Here is a 20,638-nt window from a genome sequence, read left to right as displayed (position 1 = left end):
CATGATCGCATTCCATGGCGACATGGATGATGCGGTTGGACGACTTGGGTGACGGGCCGCGGCTGGCGGTCAAGGACGCGATGGACGTCAAGGGCACGCCGACGAGCGCGGGCAGCCCCGCCGTCGCCGACCGCGCCGAGCCGGCGGCGGCCGATGCCGCGGTCGTCGCGACCGCACGCGCCCAGGGCGCCCGCATCGTCGGCAAGACGAACCTGACCGAGCTGTGCCTCGGCGCGGACGGCGTGAACCCCTGGTTCGGCACCCCGGTGAACCCGCTGGACCCCTCCAGGGTCCCCGGCGGTTCGTCCAGCGGATCGGCCGTGGCCGTCGCCACCGGGGAGGCGGACGTGGCGCTCGGCACGGACACCGCCGGGTCGGTGCGGATCCCGGCCGCCTGCTGCGGCATCGCGTCGCTGAAGACGACGTACGGCCGCGTGCCGCTCGACGGCGTTCATCCGCTGGCGCCCTCCGTCGACGTGGTCGGCCCGATGGCCAGGGACGTCGCCGGGGTGACGCTGGGGATGGGACTGATCGAGCCGGGCTTCACCCCCGCTTCGTACGACCCGGGGATGACGGTCGGCAGGTTGCGGATCCCGGGAGTGGCGGAGCCGGCGATCGACGCGGCCGTGGACGCCGCGCTGCGCCGGGCCTTCAGGATCGTCGACGAGACCTGTGCGCACTTCGTCGACGCCGTCCTGGCCAACGGGGTGTTCGTCGGCGAGGAGGCCTACCGGCACAACGGTCACCTTCTGGCCGACTCGAGCCGGCTCAGCGAGCGGATCTACCGGCGGGTCAACGGCCTGAAGGCCGACGCCAAGGGCAAGCGGGGCTGGGCCGAGGCGACCCGGCGTGCCATTCGCACCGAGCTGGACACCCTGTTCAAGCGGCACCCGGTCCTGGCCCTGCCGGTCCTGCCGACGGTGGCGCCGCCCCCGCCGGCGGGCGACGACGACCTGCTGTTGTGCGTGCTCACCGCGCCGTTCAACCTCGCCGGGCTGCCGGTGTTCGCGCTGCCGGTGCCGCTGCCCGGATCCCATCTGCCGACCGCCGTGCAGCTCGTCGGGCCGGCGGGGGGCGAGGAGATGCTGTGCGGCGTCGCCGCCGCCCTGGCGGCCGCGCTGTCCTGAGCCGGTCGCGAGCGGTCGGGGCTGTCGGATCCGTGGCGGGACGGGCAAGATGAGTCCGTGACCTTGGCGATGGCGAGTGGGCGAGGCGGATCGTGACGACGTGGCTCTTGCGGATGGAGGCACCCGGAGACGGCCCGCGGCTCGCCGTCAAGGACGCCATCGACGTCGCCGGAGTGCCGACGACGGCGGCCTGCCCCGTCATCGGGGACCGGGCGGCACCGGCCGAGGCGGACGCCCCGTGCGTCGCCGCGGCCCGCGCGCAGGGCGCTCGGATCGTCGGCAAGACGAACCTCACCGAGCTGTGCCGGGCCGCCGACGGCATCAACCCGTGGACGGGCGTCCCGGTGAACCCGGTCGATCCGGAACGGGTGCCGGGCGGTTCCTCCAGCGGCTCGGCGGTGGCCGTGGCGACCGGCGAGGCCGACGTCGCGCTCGGCACCGACACGGGCGGGTCGGTGCGCATCCCCGCGGCCTGCTGCGGAGTCGCCGGCTTGAAGACCACCCACGGCCGGGTGCCGCTCGCGGGCGTCTTCCGGTTCGCGCCGTCACTGGACACCGTGGGACCGCTCGGCCGTGACGTGGCGGCGGTCGCGCTGGGCATGCGGCTGATCGAGCCCGGATTCGCGCCGGAGCCGTACGAGCCCGGAGCCACCGTGGCGCGGTTGCGTCCGGAGGGCGTGGCGGTGGACCCGGCGGTGGACGCCGCCGTCGACGCCGCGCTGCGCGCGGCCGGTCTGACGTTCGTCGACGAATCCGTCGACGCCTGGCAGGAGGCCCTGTCCGCCGGCAACACGCTGATCCGGGGCGAGGGCCACCGCGAGCACCGCGGCCTGCTCGCCTACCCGGACCGGATGAGCGCCCGCATCCGCCGGCGCATCGAACGCGGCGCCCTCGTCACCGACGGGCTCTTCGACGAGGCGTACGCCACCCAGGTGGCGACGCGCGACCTGTTCGACAAGCTCCTCGAGCACTATCCGGTGCTCGCGCTGCCCACGATCTCCCAGCCGCCGCCCCGGATCGGCGCCGAGCGCGAGGTCGACCTGACCGAGCTCACCCTGCCGTTCAACCTCTCCGGCCATCCGGCGCTGGCGCTGCCCGTGCCGGGGGCCGGCACGGGCCTGCCCGCCTCGCTGCAACTCGTCGGGCCGGCCGGAGGCGAGGAGCGGCTGCTGGCCATCGGCGCGGTGGTCGAGGCCGCCCTGCGCTGATGGCCGTTCTCACCTTCGGGCACGGCACCGCGTCGGCGGACCGGATCGCCGAGCTCCTCGGCGCGGCCGGTGCCGAGCTGCTGGTGGACGTGCGTACGGCGCCCGGCAGTCGCCGCAACCCCCACGTCGCGCGGCACGAACTGGAGCGCTGGCTGCCCGAGCGTGGGATCGGCTACCGATGGGACAAGCGTCTCGGCGGCTTCCGGCGGCCGCCCGCCGACTCGCCCGACGTCTTCTGGCGCGAGGAGATGTTCCGCGGCTACGCCGCCCACATGCGCACCGAGGAGTTCGGCGCGGCGGTTGACGCGCTGCTGGCGGAGGAGCGCCGGCAGGCCGTGATGTGCAGCGAGAGCGTGTGGTGGCGTTGCCACCGTCGGCTGATCGCCGACTACCTCGTCCTGGTCCGGCAGGTGCCGGTCGTCCACCTCATGCACGACGGGCGTCTCACCCCGCACACGCCCGCGCCGGGGGCCCGCGTCCGCGACGACGGGTTCCTCGTGTACGACGGCGGCCAGGAACCGCTGATCTGACCTTCGGCGGCGTGGCCCCGTACCGGGGGAGCACGCCCTCGCGACGGCCCGACGGCGGTCAGGCGGCCGGGTCGGTGTCGAAGGGGATCAGCAGGGAGCGCAGGAGGTTCGCGAGCGTGCGGCGGTCGCCGGGGCTGAGGGCGCCGAGCAGGTCGCGTTCACGGTCGACGAGGTCGGCGAACGCGGCGTCCACCCGGGTGCGGCCCGCGTCGGTCAGGCGGACGAGGACGCCGCGCTTGTCGTGGGGGTCGGGGCTGCGGCGGACGAGGCCGGCGGACTCCAGGCGGTCGATCCGGTTGGTCATCGTCCCGGAGGTCACGAGGGTGGCGTGGAGCAGCCGGCCGGGGCTCAGTTCGTACGGCGGGCCCGCGCGCCGCAGCGCGGTCAGCACGTCGAACTCCCACGACTCCATCCCGTGCGCGGCGAACACCGCCCGCCGGGCGCGGTCGAGGTGCCGGGCGAGGCGGGAGACCCGGCTGAGGACGTGCAGGGGCTCCACGTCGAGGTCCGGACGCTCCGCGTGCCATGCCTCGACCAGCCGGTCTACCTCGTCCTCCACAATCGATCACCTTACCTGTCTTGACATCGAGATATCGACGCCGGGAGCATCTGCCTTGACGTCAAGAGATATGGGCGCCGGCGCTCCGGCCCGGACGCCGGGCGGAGGAGAGCACAAGGATGAGCCTCCTGATCGGACTGCACCACGTACAACTCGCGGCCCCGCCGGGCACGGAGCCGCGAATGCGGGAGTTCTACGCCGGCACCCTGGGCCTCACCGAGGTGCCCAAACCGCCGGCCCTGGCGGCGCGCGGCGGAGTGTGGTTCCGGGCGCCGGGCGTCGAGGTCCACATCGGCGCCGAGGCCGACTTCCGGCCTGCCGGGAAGGCCCATCCGGGGATCCTCGTGAGCGACCTGGACGCGCTCGTCGACCGGCTCCGGGCGGCCGGTCACCAGGTCCGGCCCGACGACCGGCTGCCCGGATACCGTCGCTTCTACGTCGATGACCCCGTCGGGAACCGCCTGGAGTTCCTCCAGTCGAACGAGACGGCCTGAGCCGATCCGCTCCCGCGGCGCCGCCCGCGGACCGGGTGGGCGGCGTCGCGCGGACGGCCCCACACGGAGGTCGATCACGGGCCGCGCGCCTCCCGATCGGCCAGCATCTCCCAGTCGGCCAGCACGTCGAGCAGGATGCCGAGGATCCGCCGCAACTCCTCGACGTGCTCGGTCTTGCGGACCGCGTCCTCGAAGCCGGTCGGCTGGGCGTCGAGTGCCAGGACGGCGTCCTCGAGGCTCTCGGTGAGCCGCGTCGCGCAGGCGTCACCCGAGGTGTCGGCCGTGCGGCCCGCGCGTCGGGATGTCCCGACCCCCTCGGCCGCCCCGCCACGCGGCCGGTGGCCGACGCGGCCGTGGTCGGAGTCGCCGGATCGGTATCGCACTGCCCACCTCCTGGATCCGCCGACGGCGGATCGTCGCCCGCGAGGGCGGGCGGCCCGCGCCGGGCGAGAGCCCGTCACCGTCGCTTGTCGCGAACACGGTAGGGGCCGGGTGTGACAGAACGGCTACGGAGGGTCAGATGGCGGCGGGGTCGATGCCGTTGCGGCGAGCGGCCCGGGCCTGCTCCTTGGCCTCTTTGGCGGCTTCCTTCGCCTTGGCCTTCAGCTCTTTCTGGCGGGCCTTGTAATCCGTCGTGAGGTGGGGCTTCGGCTCCAGCCCGGACAGGCCGTTCCAGGCGAGGTTCACCAGGTGGGCGGCGACCTCCTCGCGCTTGGGCTTGCGCACGTCCAGCCAGTAGGTGCCGGTCATCGCGACCATTCCGATGAGCGCCTGGGCGTACAGCGGGGCCGCCTTGGGGTCGTAGCCCTTCTCCTTGAACTCGTCCCCGAGGATGTGTTCGACCTGGTTGGCGATGTCGCTGAGGAGACTGGCGAACGTGCCCGTCGCCGAGGCGGCGTGCGAGTCGCGGACCAGGATGCGGAAGCCCTTGCTGCTGTCCTCGATGTACTCGAGGAGTGCGAGGGCCGCGCGTTCGATCTTCTGGCGCGGGTGCCCGCCGACGAGCGCCTTGGTGACCAGATCGAGCAGTCGCTCCATCTCGCGGTCGACGACGACCGCGTACAGGCCCTCTTTGCCGCCGAAGTGCTCGTACACCACCGGCTTGGACACTCCCGCCACGCTGGCGATCTCCTCTATGGAGGTGCCGTCGAATCCGCGTTCGGCGAAGAGTGTCCGGCCGATGTCGAGCAACTGTTCCCGTCGTTCTTTTCCGGTCATGCGCTTCCGGCGTGACCGTGGGGGTTCGCTCACGTTCTCAATTGTCGCGGTAGCAACCGAATCGTTGGCTACGCTCACTGCTCGCTCTTCCCTGGCGGCCCTGGATTCCCGACCGCAGGCGGCGCCGTGTGAGACTGTTAGTTTCGCTTACGATATCCGCTTTGTGGCGAGACGTTGCTCGTTCGGCCAACGAACATCGGAGACCCAGCCGAGCTTCTCGAACATCCAGATCAGCCGCGCGCTGATGTCGATCTGACCCTTGAGCACGCCGTGCCGGGCGCACGTCGGGTCCGCGTGGTGCAGGTTGTGCCAGGACTCGCCGAACGACGGGATCGCCAGCCACCACACGTTCTTCGCCTTGTCCCGCGAGTCGAACACCTCGTCGCCCATCACGTGACAGATGGAGTTGATGGCCCAGGTGACGTGGTGCAGCAGGGCGACGCGCACGAGCGAGCCCCAGAAGAAGGCGGTCACCGCGCCCCACCAGGACATCGTGACCAGGCCGCCCAGCAGGGCCGGCAGGAGCATCGAGACGGCGACGAGACCGGGGAAGACCCGGCTGATGCGGCGGATGTCCTTGTCGGCCACCAGGTCGGGGCAGAACTTCGCCGGGGAGGTGCGGCGGGCGTCGAACAGCCAGCCCATGTGCGCCCAGACCAGGCCCTTGGACAGCGCCTTCCAGTCGCCGCCGAACCGCCACGGCGAGTGCGGGTCGCCCTCCTTGTCGGAGTACTTGTGGTGGCGGCGGTGGGTGGCCACCCAGTCGATCACGCTCATCTCGATCGAGAGGCTGCCCGCGAGGGCCAGCGCGATCCGCAGCGGACGCTTGGCCTTGAAGGACTTGTGGGTGAAGTGCCGGTGGTAGCCGACGGTCACCCCCAGGCCGGTCACCGTGTACATCACCACGGTGATGGCCACATCGCTCCAACCGAGACCCCAGCCCCAGGCGAACGGCACGGCCGCCGCGACGGCGAGGAGCGGTACCGCGATGAAGACGGCCAGCAGGACGCGTTCGAAAACGCCCTTGGGCTTCGCTTCGATCTCAGGTAGGGCCTGCGGTCGAGGTGGCGCGGACGGGGCTATGGTCATGCGGTTCCTCCTGCCCATCGGGAAACTTACGGCTACGCAACCGTAACCTACGGCGGCGTAAGTTAGGTAGATACCCGGCAGGATTTCCGCAAACATGTCGTGTCGGTCACACGAGGGTTGCCAACTCGCAAGTCGCGACTTAGCGCCTCATAGCGACAGCCGTGCTCCGGCGGCCGATCCGGGCCGCGCCCCGGCCTCGGCTCCGGCGGCCGGTCGCGACCGCGCTCCGGCTTCGGCTCGCGCGGCCGATCGCGGCCGTGCTCCCGGCTTGATCGAAACGAGCGCGCCGCCTGCCGAGGCAACCGCTATCGTTAGGGGTGCCGTGCGGCAGGCGATGCCGTGGCGGCGATCCGGCGTGGTGAAATCGGCATCACGGAGGGTTTTGGTCCCTTTATTTCTGGTTCGAATCCAGGCGCCGGAGCCCTCTTCTCCACCGGGCCTGCGCGGTCCCCGGAGGCCCGGTGACCTCGGCTTCGCCGCTCCGCGTCCCTGACCGGGGCGCATGGGGTCCGCCCGCGGGCGGTATCCTTCGGGTGTCGGGCGGGTTACGGGCCTGCGACCCCGCCTCTTCGCAGGCCGGCACCCTCGCCGGAGGTCCTCCCAGACGTCCGCGCCCGGCTTCGAACCTGTCAGCGACGCCGAGGAGCCTCCTCCAGTGAGCGGAGCGAGCCACCGGGCGATGCCATGTCACCAGCACCTCACCGAGCCGTCCGGTGAGGTGGTCGCGTGACCATGAGCCGCCCCGCAGCCGTCATCGTCCTCGCCGCGGGCGAGGGCACCCGGATGAAGTCCCGCACCACCCCCAAGGTCCTGCACGAACTGGGTGGGCGCAGTCTGGTCGGGCACGTCCTCGCCGCAGCCCGTGACCTGCGGCCCGAGCGACTCGTGGTGGTCGTCGGGCACGGCAGGGACAAGGTCGTCGAGCACCTCGCGCAGATCGCGCCGGACGCGGTCGCCGTGACCCAGGAGCAGCAGAACGGCACCGGCCACGCGGTCCGGATCGTCCTCGAGGCGGTCGGTGCGCTCACCGGCACCGTCGTCGTCACCAACGGCGACCACCCGCTGCTGCGCGGCGAGACACTGGCCGAGCTGGTCCGCACGCACGAGACCGAGGGCAACGCCGTCACCGTCCTGAGCACCGAGATCCCGGACCCGACCGGCTACGGCCGCATCGTGCGCGGCCCCGGCGGCGAGGTGGCCGGGATCGTCGAGCACAAGGACGCGGGGCCGGACGAGCGCGCCATCCGCGAGATCAACGTCGGCATGTACGTCTTCGACGGCAAGCTCCTGGCGGACGCGCTCGGCCGGGTGACCACCGACAACGCCAGCGGCGAGGAGTACCTCACCGACGTCGTCGGGATCCTCCGCGAGGACGGCCACCGGGCCGGCGCGTACAAGGCGGCCGACTGGATCGAGACTCAGGGCGTCAACGACCGGGTCCAGCTCGCCCAGGCGCGGCGCCAGCTCAACGACCGCGTGCTCGAGGCGCACATGCGCGCCGGCGTGACGATCGTCGACCCGCTGTCCACGTGGGTCGACGTGCAGGTGACGCTCGAGCCCGACGTGGTCATCGAGCCGGGCACCCAGCTCCACGGCGCCACCCACGTGTCCGCGGGCGCCCGGATCGGCCCGAACTGCACGCTGACCGACACCTCCGTGGGCGAGGACGCCGTCGTCGTGAACGCCGTGTGCGTCTCCGCCGAGATCGGCCCGGAGGTCAGCGTCGGCCCCTTCGCGTACCTGCGGCCGGGCACCAGGCTCGCCCGCAAGGCCAAGATCGGCACGTACGTCGAGACGAAGAACGCCGTGGTGGGCGAGGGCACCAAGGTGCCCCACCTGACCTACGTCGGCGACGCGGAGATCGGCGAAGGCTCCAACATCGGCGCCGCCTGCGTCTTCGTCAACTACGACGGCGTGACCAAGAGTCGCAGCGTCGTCGGCGACCACGTCAAGGTCGGCAGCGACAACATGATCGTCGCTCCGGTCACGATCGGGGACGGCGCGTACACCGCGGCCGGTTCGGTGATCACGAACGACGTGCCGCCGGGCGCGATGGCGGTCGCGCGCGCCCGCCAGCGCAATGTCGAGGGGTGGGTCGAGCGCAGGCGCGCCGGCACCCCCTCCGCGGAGGCGGCCCAGCGCGCCCGCGAGCAGGACGGCCAGGACAGCGAGTAGGGAGACTGTACGCGTGACAGGGATCAAGGCGACGGGCGAGAAGAAGCTGATGCTCTTCTCCGGCCGGGCATACCCCGAGCTCGCCGAAGAGGTGGCCGAGGCCCTCGACGTCGAGCCGACGCCCACGTCGGCGTACGACTTCGCGAACGGTGAGACGTTCGTGCGGTTCAACGAGTCGGTGCGCGGCTCGGACGCCTTCGTGCTGCAGAGCCACACCGCGCCGATCAACCAGTGGATCATGGAGCAGCTGATCATGGTCGACGCGCTCAAGCGCGCGTCGGCCAAGCGGATCACGGTCGTCGCGCCCTTCTTCGGGTACGCCCGGCAGGACAAGAAGCACCGCGGCCGGGAGCCGATCTCCGCCCGGCTGATGGCCGACCTGTTCAAGACGGCCGGCGCGCACCGGCTGATGGTGGTCGACCTGCACACCGCGCAGATCCAGGGCTTCTTCGACGGCCCGGTGGACCACCTGTTCGCCCTGCCGATCCTCACCCGGCACATCCGCGCCAAGCTCGACACCGAGCAGGTGACGGTGGTCGCCCCGGACGCCGGCCGCGTGCGCGTCGCCGAGCGCTGGAGCGACGAGCTGGGCGGCTGCCCGATGGCCATCATCCACAAGCGCCGCGACCCCGAGGTCGCGAACGAGGTGAAGGTCTTCGACGTCGTCGGCGAGGTCGCCGGGCGCACCTGTGTCGTCGTCGACGACATGATCGACACCGGTGGCACGATCGTGAAGGCGGCCGACGCGCTGTTCGAGGAGGGCGCCGCCCGGGTCGTGGTGGCCGCGACGCACGGCGTGCTGTCCGGGCCCGCCGTCGACCGGCTGAAGAACTCCCGGATCTCCGACGTCGTGCTCACCAACACGCTGCCGATCCCGGACAACAAGCGGTTCGACAAGCTGACCGTGCTGTCGATCGCGCCGCTGCTGGCCCGGGCGATCAGTGAGGTGTTCAGCGACGGCTCGGTGACCAGCCTTTTCGGCGGCCACAGCTGAGATTTCGTCCCTCGGCACGAAGCGGAACGCCGATCGGCTAAACTTGGGAGACCGTGTGCGTCCGACGCTGCCTCCATGGGCTCGCCCACTCTGAGTCCGGCCGCGAGGAGCATCGATGATCTTCGACGTTACTTGCGTCGACTTGTACTGACAAGCTTCATTTGAGCGAGGAGTTTTCGCCGTGTCCGAGGTACGCATTGCCGCCGAGCCCCGCACCGAATTCGGTAAGGGCCCCGCCCGGCGCGCTCGCAGGGCCGGCAAGGTGCCCGCTGTTCTGTACGGACACGGCACCGACCCGAAGCACATCACGCTGCCCGGCCACGAGCTGATGCTCGCCCTCAAGACGCCCAACGTGCTGCTGCGCGTGGAGGGCCTTGGGGACGGCGCCGAGCTCGCGCTGCCGAAGGACGTCCAGCGCGACCCGCTCAAGGGCTTCCTCGAGCACGTCGACCTGCTCGTCGTGAAGCGCGGCGAGAAGGTCACCGTTGAGGTTCCGGTCCAGGTGACGGGCGAGGTGGCGCCGGGCGGTCTGCTCGACCAGCAGCTGGTGCAGGTGGCCCTCGAGGCCGAGGCGACCCACCTTCCCGAGGCGGTCGAGGTCGACGTCGAGGGCCTGGAGGTCGGCACGCAGGTCCTCGCCAAGGACCTCAAGCTGCCGGCGGGTGCGACGCTGGGCGCCGACGAGGAGGCCCTGGTGCTGCACGTGCTGCCGTCGCCGACCGCCGAGCAGATCGAGGCGGCGACCACCGGCGAGGGCGAGGCGCCCGCCGCCGAGGCGCCCGCGGCCGAGGGCGAGACCGCGGAGCAGGGCGGCGAGGAGTAACACAGCCCAGTGTGGGCGCCCCCGGACGGGGGCGCGTCGAGCCCGTGCGGAATGGGCGTCGGACAGGCCCGGCGGTCCACGCGCGGGCTCTGATGTGTCGGAGGGTGGTCGGTGATGCCGGACGTGGGCGCGGACGCTCCCTGGCTCGTCGTCGGGCTCGGCAACCCGGGCCCCGAGTACGCCGGCAACCGGCACAACGCCGGCTTCATGGTCCTCGACGTGCTGGCCGCACGAATGGGCGGCCGGTTCAAGGCGCACAAGGCGCGTGCCGAGGTCGTCGAGGGACGGCTCGCCGGGCTCCGGGTCGTGCTCGCCAAGCCCCGGTCGTACATGAACGAGTCCGGCGGCCCCGTAAAGGCTTTGCGCGACTTCTACAAGGTGCCGCTCGAGCGTGTCGTCGTCGTGCACGACGAGCTCGACATCCCCTACGGCACGCTGCGCCTGAAGCGTGGTGGCGGCGACAACGGGCACAACGGCCTGCGCTCGATCACCAAGGCGCTCGGCGGGCGTGACTACCTACGGGTCAGGTTCGGGATCGGCCGGCCGCCCGGCCGCATGGACGCCGCGGTGTTCGTGCTGCGCGACTTCGCCGCGGCCGAGCGCAAGGAGCTCGACCTGAACACCGAGCGCGCCGCCGATGCGACGGAGTCGTTGCTCACGGACGGCCTGGACCGGGCGCAGAACATCTTTCACACTGCTTAGAAGAACTCTCTCCCCGGGCGAACTCGACACGTACGGCGATTACGTGGTTTCCGCCCCTCTGTGCGTTCTAGGTCTCTATCGTGCCAGGTGTACCCCCAGGAGCCACGGTGCCGTCCCGGCGGTCGTCGCCCGAAAGATCACTGTTTCGACGCCCACTGGTCCTCGTGTGACACGACGGGCGATTTTTGGCGGAACGTGTGAACCTTCCATGTCCCCTGGGCGTCCTGCTTCAGCAGAGTCCTGTGTGTGTTACCTCGGCGAGGGGTGAAATGGCGGTCGTCGGAGAAGCGTGGCCCGAGGCCCAGGCCGCCCACGACAGTCGTTCGCGGATCCAGTCCTGGACCTCCGGTTATGCGCGGCAGGCCTGGTGTGTCGATTTTCTCGTCGCCCTGCTCGCGGGGCTGTTCGCCTTCGTCGCGCGGTTCCGCTACCCGACCTTCGGCGACCCGTGGAGCACTCCCTACATCGGACTGAGCCTCGTCCTGCCCTTCCTGTGGACCGGCGTGCTCGGCGTGGCACGCGCGTACGAGCAGCGGCTCATCGGCGTCGGGTCCGAGGAGTTCCGCCGGATCATCCAGGCCGGTTTCTCGCTGACCGCCACCGTGGCGATCCTCGCGTACGCCACCAAGATCGACGTCGCCCGCGGCTACGTCATCGTGGCGCTGCCCCTCACCACGGGACTCGACCTGGTCGCGCGGTACCAGCTCCGCAAGCGGCTGCACCGGCGGCGCAAGGCCGGCGAGTGCATGCGCCGCGTCGTGGCCGCCGGGCACCGGGCCGCGGTGGCCGACCTGGTACGGCAGTTGCGCCGCGAACCCCAGCACGGCATGCAGATCGTCGCCGCCTGTCTCCCGCCGATGCTCGCCGCGGGTGACGACGCGGTCCGCGAGATCGAGGGCGTACGGGTCGCCGGTGACTTCGCCCGGATCGCCGGTACCGTCGAGGCGGTGCACGCCGACACCGTCGCCGTGCTCGCCTGTCCCGAGCTGGACGGGGTGGCCCTGCGCCGCCTCGCCTGGCAGCTCGAGAAGGACGACGTCGACCTCGTCGTCGCACCGGCGCTCATGGAGGTCGCCGGTCCGCGCACCTCCATCCGCCCGGTCGCCGGGCTGCCGCTCCTGCACGTCGAGCACCCCGAGCTGAGCGGCGTCCGCCGGCTCATCAAGAACGCGTTCGACCGCACCGTCGCGGCCGCGGCGCTGATGGTCCTGTGGCCGCTTCTGGCCGCCATCGTGATCGCCATCCGGCTGGAGAGCCCCGGCCGCGCGCTGTTCCGCCAGGTCCGGGTCGGCCAGGACGGCCGCGAGTTCACCGTGCTGAAGTTCCGGACGATGGTCGTCGACGCCGAGCGGCGCAAGGCCGAACTCCTGCAGCTCAACGAGCACGACGGCGTCCTGTTCAAGATCAAGAACGATCCGCGGATCACCCGGATGGGGGCCTGGCTGCGGCGCTACTCCCTCGACGAGCTGCCCCAGCTGTTCAACGTGCTGTGGGGCGACATGTCGCTGGTCGGCCCCCGCCCGCCGCTGCCCGACGAGGTCGCACAGTACGGTGATGACGTGCGCCGCCGCCTCGTCGTACGACCGGGCATGACCGGTCTGTGGCAGGTGAGCGGACGGGCGGACCTGACCTGGGAGGAATCCGTGCGCCTGGATCTGCGTTACGTCGAGAACTGGTCCTTGACCCTCGACCTGCAGATCCTCTGGAGGACCTGGGCCGCCGTCCTGCATGGTTCTGGTGCCTACTGACGTGTAGAGAGAAGTACGTGATCCACGACGACCACGCCCTCGCCAGGGATCTGGCCACCGAGGCGGGAGCGCTGCTCCTGCGCCTGCGCGCGGAGTCCGGCTTCGCCGACGTACGAAGACTGCGGGACACCGGCGACCGGGAGGCGCACCTGTGCCTGACCGAGGCGCTCGCCCGGCAGCGTCCCGGTGACGCCGTCCTCAGCGAGGAGGGCAAGGACGACCTCGCCCGCGTCGACGCCGACCGCGTCTGGATCGTCGACCCGCTGGACGGCACGTACGAGTACGGCGAGGAGGGGCGGTCCGACTGGGCCGTGCACGTCGCGCTCTGGGAGCGGGACTCCGACGGCACCGGGCGGCTCACCGCCGGGGCCGTCGCGCTGCCCGCCCAGGGCCGCACGCTCTCCACGGCCGAACCGCCGTCGCTGCCTCCGCTGCGCGACCCCGCGCAGATCCGGATGACGGCCAGCCGCAGCCGCCCGCCCGCGTTCCTCGACCGGCTCGTCGACGAGGTCGAGCCGGACGTGCGGGTCATGCCGATCGGCTCGGCGGGCGCGAAGGTCGCCGCGGTGCTCCTCGGCGACGTCGACGCCTACGTGCACGCGGGCGGTCAGTACGAATGGGACTCCGCGGCGCCGGTCGCGGTCGCCCTCGCGGCGGGCGCCCACGCCTCCCGCATCGACGGGTCACCCCTGACCTACAACAATGAGAACACCCTGCTGCCGGATATCCTGGTTTGCCACCCGGATTTGGCGCCAACGCTGCTCGCCGGCATCCGGGCGGTCTCGTAAGCGAACCCGGGAGCGGCACCACATGCAGCGCAGCACCGCTGACACCCGTGACTACCGGACGTCCCAGCTCGGCGTCCTGGAGTCCGAATCGATCCACATCATCCGGGAGGTCGCGGCCGAGTTCGAACGGCCCGTCCTGCTCTTCTCCGGTGGCAAGGACAGCATCGTCATGCTGCGCCTCGCCGAGAAGGCCTTCTGGCCGGCACCGATCCCGTTTCCGGTCATGCACGTCGACACCGGCCACAACTTCCCGGAGGTCATCGAGTACCGCGACCGCCGGGTCGCCGAACTCGGCGTCCGCCTCGTCGTCGCGTCCGTCCAGGAGTCCATCGACAAGGGCCGCGTGGTCGAGGAGACCGGCCGGCGGGCCAGCCGGAACCGCCTGCAGACCACCACCCTGCTGGACGCCATCGAGGAGCACCGGTTCGACGCCGCGTTCGGCGGGGCCCGGCGCGACGAGGAGAAGGCCCGCGCCAAGGAGCGCGTCGTCTCCTTCCGCGACGACTTCGGCCAGTGGGACCCGAAGAACCAGCGGCCCGAGCTGTGGAGCCTCTACAACACCCGGATCCGCCAGGGCGAGCACGTCCGGGTCTTCCCGCTGTCGAACTGGACCGAGCTCGACATCTGGGACTACCTCCGGCTGGAGGGCCTGGAGATCCCCTCCATCTACTTCGCCCACACCCGCACGGTCTTCGAGCGCGACGGCATGCTGCTCGCCGACAGCCCGTACTCCAATCGGGGTGACGACGAGCCGGCCTTCGAGGCGATGGTCCGCTATCGCACGGTCGGCGACATGAGCTGCACCGGCGCCGTCGAGTCGACCGCGACCGGCCTGGACGAGGTCATCGCCGAGATCGCCGCCACGCGGGTCACCGAGCGCGGTCAGACCCGCGCCGACGACCGCACCAGCGAGGCCGCCATGGAGGACCGCAAGCGGGAGGGTTACTTCTAAATGGACATTCTGCGGCTCGCCACCGCGGGCTCGGTCGACGACGGCAAGTCCACCCTCATCGGGCGTCTGCTGTTCGACTCCAAGTCGATCTTCGAGGACCAGCTCGAGGCCGTCGAACGCACCAGCCGCGACCGGGGTGAGGACTACACCAACCTCGCCCTGCTGACCGACGGCCTGCGCGCCGAGCGGGAGCAGGGCATCACCATCGACGTCGCCTACCGCTACTTCGCCACGCCCCGGCGCAAGTTCATCATCGCCGACACCCCCGGGCACATTCAGTACACCCGGAACATGGTGACCGGCGCCTCGACCGCCGACCTGGCGATCGTCCTGATCGACGCCCGGAAGGGCATCCTGGAGCAGTCACGCCGCCACGCGTTCCTGGCGACGCTGCTGCGGGTGCCGCACCTCGTGCTCGCGGTCAACAAGATGGACCTCGTCGACTACGACGAGGCGACGTTCGAGCGGATCAAGGACGAGTTCACGTCCTTCGCGGCGAAGCTGTCGGTCGGCGACCTGACGTTCATCCCGATCTCGGCGCTGCACGGCGACAACGTCGTCGAGCGGTCGGCCAACATGCCCTGGTACGACGGCCCGTCGCTGCTGCACCACCTGGAGAACGTCCACATCGCCTCCGACCGGAACCTCATCGACGTGCGGTTCCCGGTGCAGTACGTCATCCGGCCGCACAAGTCGACCGACCCGGAGCTGCACGACTACCGGGGCTACGCCGGCCAGGTCGCGGGCGGTGTGCTCAAGCCCGGCGACGAGGTCATGCACCTGCCGTCCGGGCTGACGACGCGGATCAAGCGGATCGACACCGCCGACGGCGCGGTGGACGAGGCGTTCCCGCCGATGTCGGTCACGCTCCTGCTCGAGGACGACATCGACATCTCCCGGGGCGACATGATCTGCCGGCCGCACAACCGGCCGCAGGTCACCCAGGACGTCGACGCGATGGTCTGCTGGATGTCCGACGAACGCCCGCTCGTGCCGCGCGGCAAGCTGGTCATCAAGCACACCACCCGCACCGCCAGGGCGATGATCAAGGAGCTGCAGTACCGGCTCGACATCAACACGCTGCACCGGCACGAGGACGCCGAGCGCCTGGAGCTCAACGAGATCGGGCGGGTACGGCTGCGCGTCACCCAGCCGCTGTTCGCCGACGACTACTCCCGTAACCGCGGCACCGGTGGGTTCATCCTCATCGACGAGGCCACCAACGCGACCGTCGGCGCCGGCATGATCATGGAGAACCGCTAGGACACGTCCTGACCGTACGGGCCCGGCTTCCCGGTGGGAGCCGGGCCCGTACGCGTTGTGATCAGGGCCGCTCGGGCGGGAAACCGCCGGTCGCGATCGGTCCCCACTCCTCGATGTGGATGCGGATCAGCGACTTGTCCTGGCGCCGCATCGCCTCGCGGTACTCGTCCCAGTCGGGGTGCTCGCCGGCGATGCAGCGGTAGTACTCCACCAGCCCGTCCAGCGCCGCCGGCATGTCGAGCACCTCGGCGCGCCCGTCGACCTGGACGTACGGGCCGTCCCAATCGTCGGACAGCACGCAGATCGACACCCGCTCGTCCCGCCGCAGGTTCCGCGCCTTGGCCCGCGCGGGGTACGTGGAGACGACGATCCGTCCGTCGGCGTCCACGCCGCACGTCACGGGCGACATCTGCGGTCGGCCGTTCGCCCGCACCGTGGACAACAACCCGTGGTGCCGGGGCCGCAGGAACTCCAGCAACTGGTCTCGCTCGACCCGCTCGGCGGTCGCGATCCTCGGAGCCACGTGAAATCACCTTTCCGGACGCTGCTCGTCGTTTTCCGCAGCACTCTAAACTGTCGCGCGTGCCGCCCTCCGTGGGAGTGGTCATCCCCACTCACAACCGTCCCCAACTGCTGCGCAAGGCGATCGAGTCGGTGCTGGCCCAGGACTACGCCGGGCAGGTCCGCGTCGTGGTCGTGTACGACCGGGCCGAGCCCGACCTGAGCCTGGCGGGCGACCGGGTCGAGGTGCTCGCCAACACCCGTACGCCCGGCCTCCCCGGCAGCCGCAACACCGGGATCCTCGCGCTCGACACCGACCTGGTGGCCGCCTGCGACGACGACGACGTGTGGCTGCCCGGCAAACTGGCCGCCCAGGTCGCCGCCCTGGAGGCCGAGCCCGACGCGGTCCTCGCCAGCTGCGGCATCCTGGTCGACTTCGACGGCCGGGAGGTGCCCCGCCTGGCCGGCGCCGACCGGGTCCTCTTCGACGACCTCGTCGGCGACCGCGTGATGAGCGTGCACTCCTCGACGTACGTCTTCCGGCGCGAGGCGCTGATCGACATCGGCATGGTCGACGAGACGATCCCGGGCGGCCAGGGCGAGGACTGGGACCTGGCGCTGCGCGCCGCCCGGCGGCATCCGATCGTCAACGTCGACCGGCCGTACGTCCGCGTGCTGTTCGGCCAGACGTCCTACTACGCGCAGGCGTGGGAGACGAAGGTCGAGGCCCTGCGGTGGTTCCTCGACCGTTACCCGGAGATCGGCCGGTCCCCGGCCGCGGCCGGGCGGGTGTACGGGCAGATCGCGTTCGGCTGCGCCACCATCGGCCGGCGCCGGGAGGCCGTGCGCTGGGCGGGACGGGCGATGCGGGCGAACTGGAAGGAGCGGCGGGTGCCGTTCGCGCTCGCGGTGGCCAGCGGCGCCGTCTCGGGCAAGCGCGTCCTGCTGACGCTGCACGCCCGCGGCCGGGGCATCTGACCCAGGTCGGCGCACGCGGCGATGCCGGACCGGATCGCGCCACCGCGAGGCCCGGACTCGACACCACCGCAAGCCTCATGGACCGGGGCATACCGACCCTGCGGGGGCGGCGTCCGTGTTCGGCGGTGTTTCGTGAGACGAGAAAATTCTCGTCTCACGAAACAGCTCCGAAAGCCAGCACCCCTGCTCGGGCCCCTACCAGCGGCATCCGCCAAGGATCACGATTTTGAGACCCGACGCGCACGGCGGCCGGCGCGCGGAGTCGTGTCTTCGCGCGCTGAACGGCGGTGCTCAGGTCCAGGTGACCTTGGGGTTCGCGGCCGTCTCCGCCGCGCTGTTGTCGGCCGGTGCCGGCCGTGCCGACTCGGTGCCGTCGGTGCGCGGGGCCGCCTCGGCCGACCGGGCCGCCTCGGCCGAGCGGGCCGGGTCGACGGAGCGGGCCAGGTCGGACCGGGGCTGACCGGTGGAGCGCGTCGGCGCCTGGGGCCGGGCGGCCTCCTCACCGGACGCGGGCGGGAGCGGTTCGGGGCGGTGCCGCCGGCCCTTCGGCGGAAGGGCGCCCTCGTCGGACACGGCCACCATGTCGAGCACCGTCGGCGCGTCCTCGATGGCCTCGTACTTGTTCTGCTTCGGCGGCGCAGCGGCCGGCCGCTCGCGCAGCGGCGGCGGGGTACGGGCCGGCAGGGGCCGGGACGGCGGCGGCGCCACCTTGTCGTCCTGTACGGGCAGTACGACCGCGCCCATCACCGCGGCGCCCATCCGGTCGATGCGCCGGACCCCGTCCCGTATCTGGGCGTAGCGCGCGAGGGGGATCTCGACCACCATGAGCGCGGCGTCCGCCAGGTCCGCCAGCGCCTGGGCGTCCGCGCCCAGCTCGGTGGACGGGGCTTCGATGACCGTGAAGCGGTAGTCCTCCCGAAGGGAGCCGATCAGGCGGTTCATCTGCTCGCGCTGCAGCAGTTCGGCGGCCAGTTCGCTGTTCGTGCCGACCGTGATGGCGCTCAGCGTCGGCGCGCCGTGGTTCTTGCGGATCACCTCGCGCGGTTCGGCCCAGCCGAGCAGCACCTCCGACAGGCCCGGTCCTTCCGGAAGGCCGAGCAGCTCGCCGGCCACCGAGGAGCCCAGGTCCGCGCAGACCAGCAGGACGTCCGAGCCCGTACGGGCGAGCGCCGCCGCGAGGTTGGCGGCGACGAAGCTGCCGCCGCGGCCCGGCGCCGCGCCGGTGACCAGGAGGACGTGGTTGCCGTGGCCCAGCGTGGCGGTGAGGACGTGGGAGAGCTCGTGGAAGCTCTGCCCGGTGCGGCTGCGCGCCGGCAGCAGGCCCAGGCCCTCCCGGCCGCGTTTGGCCGGAATGTCCACGAGGACCGGCAGGTCGAGGACGCGCTCGATGTCGTGGGCGGTGCGCACCCGCTTGTCCGTCCGGTCCAGGAGGATGGCCAGCACGACACCGAGCAACAGGCCGCCGACGAGACCGCTGGGCAGGTACTTCGTCAGGCTGGGGTCGGACGGCGAGGCGGGCAGCCGCGCGTCCGTGATGATTTGTCCGGGGTCCACGTTGGCGGCGCTCACCCGCAGGTCGGACGACTTGTTGTTGAGGGCCTGCATCTGGGCGATGACCAGGTTCCTCTGCACCTTGTCGGTCATCGTCCGCAGTTGCTTCGACAGCGAGTTGATCTGCCGCTGGAGAGCCGCCATCTGGGTCATCAGGACGGTGGTGGCGCTGTCGCGTCGGTCGTCGAGGTAGGCCTGGGCGAACGCGTGCGCGCGGTCGCGGGCGCCCGCGGCGGTCGCGGCGTTGACGGTGATGTAGATGACCGTCGAGTCGTTCGGGACGTTCACCGACACGGACATGCTGAGCGCGGTCGGGTTCTCTTTGGTGTGCAGGTCACGGGCCACCCGCTCGGCGACGTCGTACGAGCGGACGCGCTGCGCCTCGGTCTGCAGGTTGATGTCCTGCTGCTTGCCGGACTGGCTGCCGCTGTCCAGCTTCGTGGGCGTGACGTTCACGACGGCGAACGCGGAGTACGTCTTGGGCATGACGACGACGAGCATCGCCGCGACCGCGACGCCGAGCGCCGCTGCGGCGACAACCACCCACCAGCGGCGTTTGAGCATTGCCAGGTAGTCCGCGAGCTCTCGCGAGCCCCCCGTGGCCGTGGCGTCCATCTGACTGCGTGGCCCCTTCGCCGAAGGTCTATGAGACCGCCATAACATACCTTGCCGGGCTTGGCCTAGCCTGCGCTCGCGGAGAACCGCAGGCGGCCGGAAATCTAGCTAGGTGCGTCGCCGGATGTGGAGACCGATGAGCGCGACCGCGAGGACGAAGGCCGCCCCGCCGATGGCCATCGCGATGAGCGTGGTGTCCTGCCCGGAGCCGGTACCGCCGGCGCTCTGCCCCCGGGCCAGCGGCGTCGTCACGGCATTGACCGAGCTGGGCAGCGGGACCCGCCAGATGGGCTGGCTCACGCCCTCGGAGTTCACCAGCAGGGAATGGCCGTCCGGCGTGAAGGTCGCGCCTTCGCCCTGTCTCTGCTGGGGCAGGAGGACCTCCACCGGCTTCTCCGCCAGGGACTTGACCACGTCGCCGTTGTTGATCCACCAGATGTACGCGGTGTCGTCGTTGCGGATGACGACGCGGTCGCCGGTGGGGGAGAAGTCGCCGCCGGACGCCCTGGTGACCGGTACGTCGACGACCTTGCGCAGGAGGTTGACGCCCTGCGGGTTCAGGCTCGCCGGGGCCTCCCACAGCGACGCGACCTGCTGCGGGGTCTCGGTCTTGGTGACGACGAAGACGCGGCCGGTGCCCGGCTGGACGAGCAGGGTCTCGGCGTTGCGCCCGGGGATGCCGTCGGCGTACCGGAGATGGTAGGTCTCCAGGCCGGCCGGGCTGACCTGGCCGGTGGAGTTCGCGGGCGGCTCGTCGAACTTCAGCACCGCGTAGTCACGCCGGCCGGACTTCTTCGCGGCCTGCCGGGTGCGGAGCGCGTCGCCGATGTCGCCGAGGTAGATGGCCCGCTTGCCACTGCGCAGCCGGACCGCGGAGATGTCCTCCCAGTCCTGGTTGGACCCGGCGGGCAGGCGTACCGTGAACCGCGCCTTGCCCTCGGCGTCGAGGCCGAAGACGTCCGTGGAGCGGCCCGAGTCCTCGTGGCTGTAGAGGATGCGGCCGTTCTCGCTGGTCGCCAGCCCGCTCGCCTGGGTGATGGCCGGGTCGGCCACGACCTCGACGACCTGCGCGTCGATGGGCTCCGGATCCGCGCCGACCCGGGCGGTGGCGGCGGTCGGCCAGAAGACGCAGAGCGCGGCCAGGACCGCCGACGGCGCGCGAGACAGGCGGATGGGCATGCTGATTCCCGGATCTCCCCACTGAAGTCTCTGAGAAGGTAAGGCCCGGGGCCGTCCCCGGTAAACTCCTGCCGGCGTGGCGGCGGGACAAGCAGTCTAAGGAGCTGTCGGTGTCGAACGGGTACGAAGGGGCGGTTCCGGCGG

20 protein-coding genes and 1 tRNA gene are annotated in these 20,638 nt (G+C 71.2%); 14 read left to right on the top strand and 7 right to left on the bottom strand.

What is annotated here, in order from left to right:
* Positions 1-14 precede the first annotated feature (14 nt).
* From AB0K82_RS17050 to AB0K82_RS17040, 3 genes are all read left to right on the top strand, one after another.
* Positions 15-1,127: an amidase gene (locus AB0K82_RS17050; RefSeq protein WP_364397852.1), complete on the top strand. Its 1,113-nt coding sequence runs from the start codon at positions 15-17 to the stop codon at positions 1,125-1,127.
* Positions 1,128-1,219: 92 nt separating this feature from the next.
* Complete coding sequence (locus AB0K82_RS17045; protein WP_364397850.1) at positions 1,220-2,335, top strand: amidase; 1,116 nt, start codon at positions 1,220-1,222, stop codon at positions 2,333-2,335.
* The gene (locus AB0K82_RS17040; protein ID WP_364397848.1) at positions 2,335-2,865 is read left to right on the top strand and encodes a DUF488 domain-containing protein; all 531 of its coding nucleotides are present in this window, start codon (positions 2,335-2,337) and stop codon (positions 2,863-2,865) included. Before AB0K82_RS17045 ends, AB0K82_RS17040 begins: the two co-directional genes overlap by 1 nt.
* 58 nt (positions 2,866-2,923) lie before the next feature.
* On the opposite strand, the gene AB0K82_RS17035 is transcribed toward AB0K82_RS17040, so the two are convergent.
* A complete protein-coding gene (locus tag AB0K82_RS17035) occupies positions 2,924-3,424 on the bottom strand; it encodes a MarR family winged helix-turn-helix transcriptional regulator (RefSeq protein ID WP_345354618.1) in 501 nt (166 codons plus the stop codon).
* Positions 3,425-3,543: 119 nt separating this feature from the next.
* Between AB0K82_RS17035 and AB0K82_RS17030 the strand changes: the two genes are divergently transcribed.
* Positions 3,544-3,918, top strand: a complete 375-nt coding sequence (locus tag AB0K82_RS17030; protein WP_364397846.1) for a VOC family protein — start codon at positions 3,544-3,546, stop codon at positions 3,916-3,918.
* A 74-nt stretch (positions 3,919-3,992) separates the two neighbouring features.
* Here the strand turns inward: AB0K82_RS17030 and AB0K82_RS17025 are convergent, their stop codons facing one another.
* The 3 genes from AB0K82_RS17025 to AB0K82_RS17015 form a co-directional block, all read right to left on the bottom strand.
* The gene (locus AB0K82_RS17025) at positions 3,993-4,301 is read right to left on the bottom strand and encodes a hypothetical protein (protein ID WP_364397845.1); all 309 of its coding nucleotides are present in this window, start codon (positions 4,299-4,301) and stop codon (positions 3,993-3,995) included.
* 133 nt (positions 4,302-4,434) lie between these two features.
* Positions 4,435-5,178, bottom strand: a complete 744-nt coding sequence (locus AB0K82_RS17020) for a TetR/AcrR family transcriptional regulator (protein ID WP_364397919.1) — start codon at positions 5,176-5,178, stop codon at positions 4,435-4,437.
* Between the two features lie 105 nt (positions 5,179-5,283).
* Positions 5,284-6,225: an acyl-CoA desaturase gene (locus AB0K82_RS17015; protein WP_364397843.1), complete on the bottom strand. Its 942-nt coding sequence runs from the start codon at positions 6,223-6,225 to the stop codon at positions 5,284-5,286.
* A 349-nt stretch (positions 6,226-6,574) separates the two neighbouring features.
* Here AB0K82_RS17015 and AB0K82_RS17010 point away from each other — a divergent pair.
* From AB0K82_RS17010 to cysN, 9 genes are all read left to right on the top strand, one after another.
* Positions 6,575-6,646, top strand: a tRNA-Gln gene (locus AB0K82_RS17010).
* Between the two features lie 305 nt (positions 6,647-6,951).
* Entirely contained in the window at positions 6,952-8,400 is a 1,449-nt protein-coding gene (gene glmU, locus AB0K82_RS17005; protein WP_364397841.1) for a bifunctional UDP-N-acetylglucosamine diphosphorylase/glucosamine-1-phosphate N-acetyltransferase GlmU, read from the top strand.
* 13 nt (positions 8,401-8,413) lie between these two features.
* Positions 8,414-9,394, top strand: a complete 981-nt coding sequence (locus AB0K82_RS17000) for a ribose-phosphate diphosphokinase (protein ID WP_364397839.1) — start codon at positions 8,414-8,416, stop codon at positions 9,392-9,394.
* Positions 9,395-9,575: 181 nt separating this feature from the next.
* Positions 9,576-10,217, top strand: a complete 642-nt coding sequence (locus AB0K82_RS16995) for a 50S ribosomal protein L25/general stress protein Ctc (RefSeq protein WP_364397837.1) — start codon at positions 9,576-9,578, stop codon at positions 10,215-10,217.
* Between the two features lie 114 nt (positions 10,218-10,331).
* On the top strand, positions 10,332-10,919 hold the full coding sequence (gene pth, locus AB0K82_RS16990; protein ID WP_345354600.1) for an aminoacyl-tRNA hydrolase: 588 nt from the start codon (positions 10,332-10,334) through the stop codon (positions 10,917-10,919).
* Between the two features lie 269 nt (positions 10,920-11,188).
* Positions 11,189-12,667 (top strand): sugar transferase, encoded by a 1,479-nt coding sequence (locus tag AB0K82_RS16985; protein ID WP_364397835.1) that lies wholly within the window; start codon positions 11,189-11,191, stop codon positions 12,665-12,667.
* A gap of 17 nt (positions 12,668-12,684) precedes the next feature.
* Positions 12,685-13,455 (top strand): 3'(2'),5'-bisphosphate nucleotidase CysQ, encoded by a 771-nt coding sequence (locus AB0K82_RS16980; protein WP_364397834.1) that lies wholly within the window; start codon positions 12,685-12,687, stop codon positions 13,453-13,455.
* A 22-nt stretch (positions 13,456-13,477) separates the two neighbouring features.
* Complete coding sequence (gene cysD, locus AB0K82_RS16975) at positions 13,478-14,407, top strand: sulfate adenylyltransferase subunit CysD (RefSeq protein ID WP_364397833.1); 930 nt, start codon at positions 13,478-13,480, stop codon at positions 14,405-14,407.
* Complete coding sequence (gene cysN / locus AB0K82_RS16970) at positions 14,408-15,670, top strand: sulfate adenylyltransferase subunit CysN (RefSeq protein ID WP_364397831.1); 1,263 nt, start codon at positions 14,408-14,410, stop codon at positions 15,668-15,670.
* 61 nt (positions 15,671-15,731) lie between these two features.
* Here cysN and AB0K82_RS16965 read toward each other — a convergent pair whose 3' ends face one another.
* Entirely contained in the window at positions 15,732-16,193 is a 462-nt protein-coding gene (locus AB0K82_RS16965; protein ID WP_364397829.1) for a PPOX class F420-dependent oxidoreductase, read from the bottom strand.
* Positions 16,194-16,252: 59 nt separating this feature from the next.
* Here AB0K82_RS16965 and AB0K82_RS16960 point away from each other — a divergent pair, with 59 nt between their 5' ends.
* Entirely contained in the window at positions 16,253-17,149 is an 897-nt protein-coding gene (locus tag AB0K82_RS16960) for a glycosyltransferase family A protein (protein ID WP_364397828.1), read from the top strand.
* A gap of 291 nt (positions 17,150-17,440) precedes the next feature.
* Here the strand turns inward: AB0K82_RS16960 and AB0K82_RS16955 are convergent, their stop codons facing one another.
* On the bottom strand, positions 17,441-19,315 hold the full coding sequence (locus AB0K82_RS16955) for a Wzz/FepE/Etk N-terminal domain-containing protein (protein ID WP_364397826.1): 1,875 nt from the start codon (positions 19,313-19,315) through the stop codon (positions 17,441-17,443).
* Positions 19,316-19,423: 108 nt separating this feature from the next.
* The gene (locus AB0K82_RS16950; protein WP_364397825.1) at positions 19,424-20,494 is read right to left on the bottom strand and encodes a hypothetical protein; all 1,071 of its coding nucleotides are present in this window, start codon (positions 20,492-20,494) and stop codon (positions 19,424-19,426) included.
* Positions 20,495-20,638: the final 144 nt, after the last annotated feature.

It is taken from the genome of Actinoallomurus sp. NPDC052274, from assembly GCF_040679475.1.
Classification (GTDB): Bacteria; Actinomycetota; Actinomycetes; order Streptosporangiales; family Streptosporangiaceae; genus Actinoallomurus; species Actinoallomurus liliacearum.
Note: the sequence above shows the minus strand (reverse complement) of the source record. Positions and strands in the feature narration are given on the sequence as shown.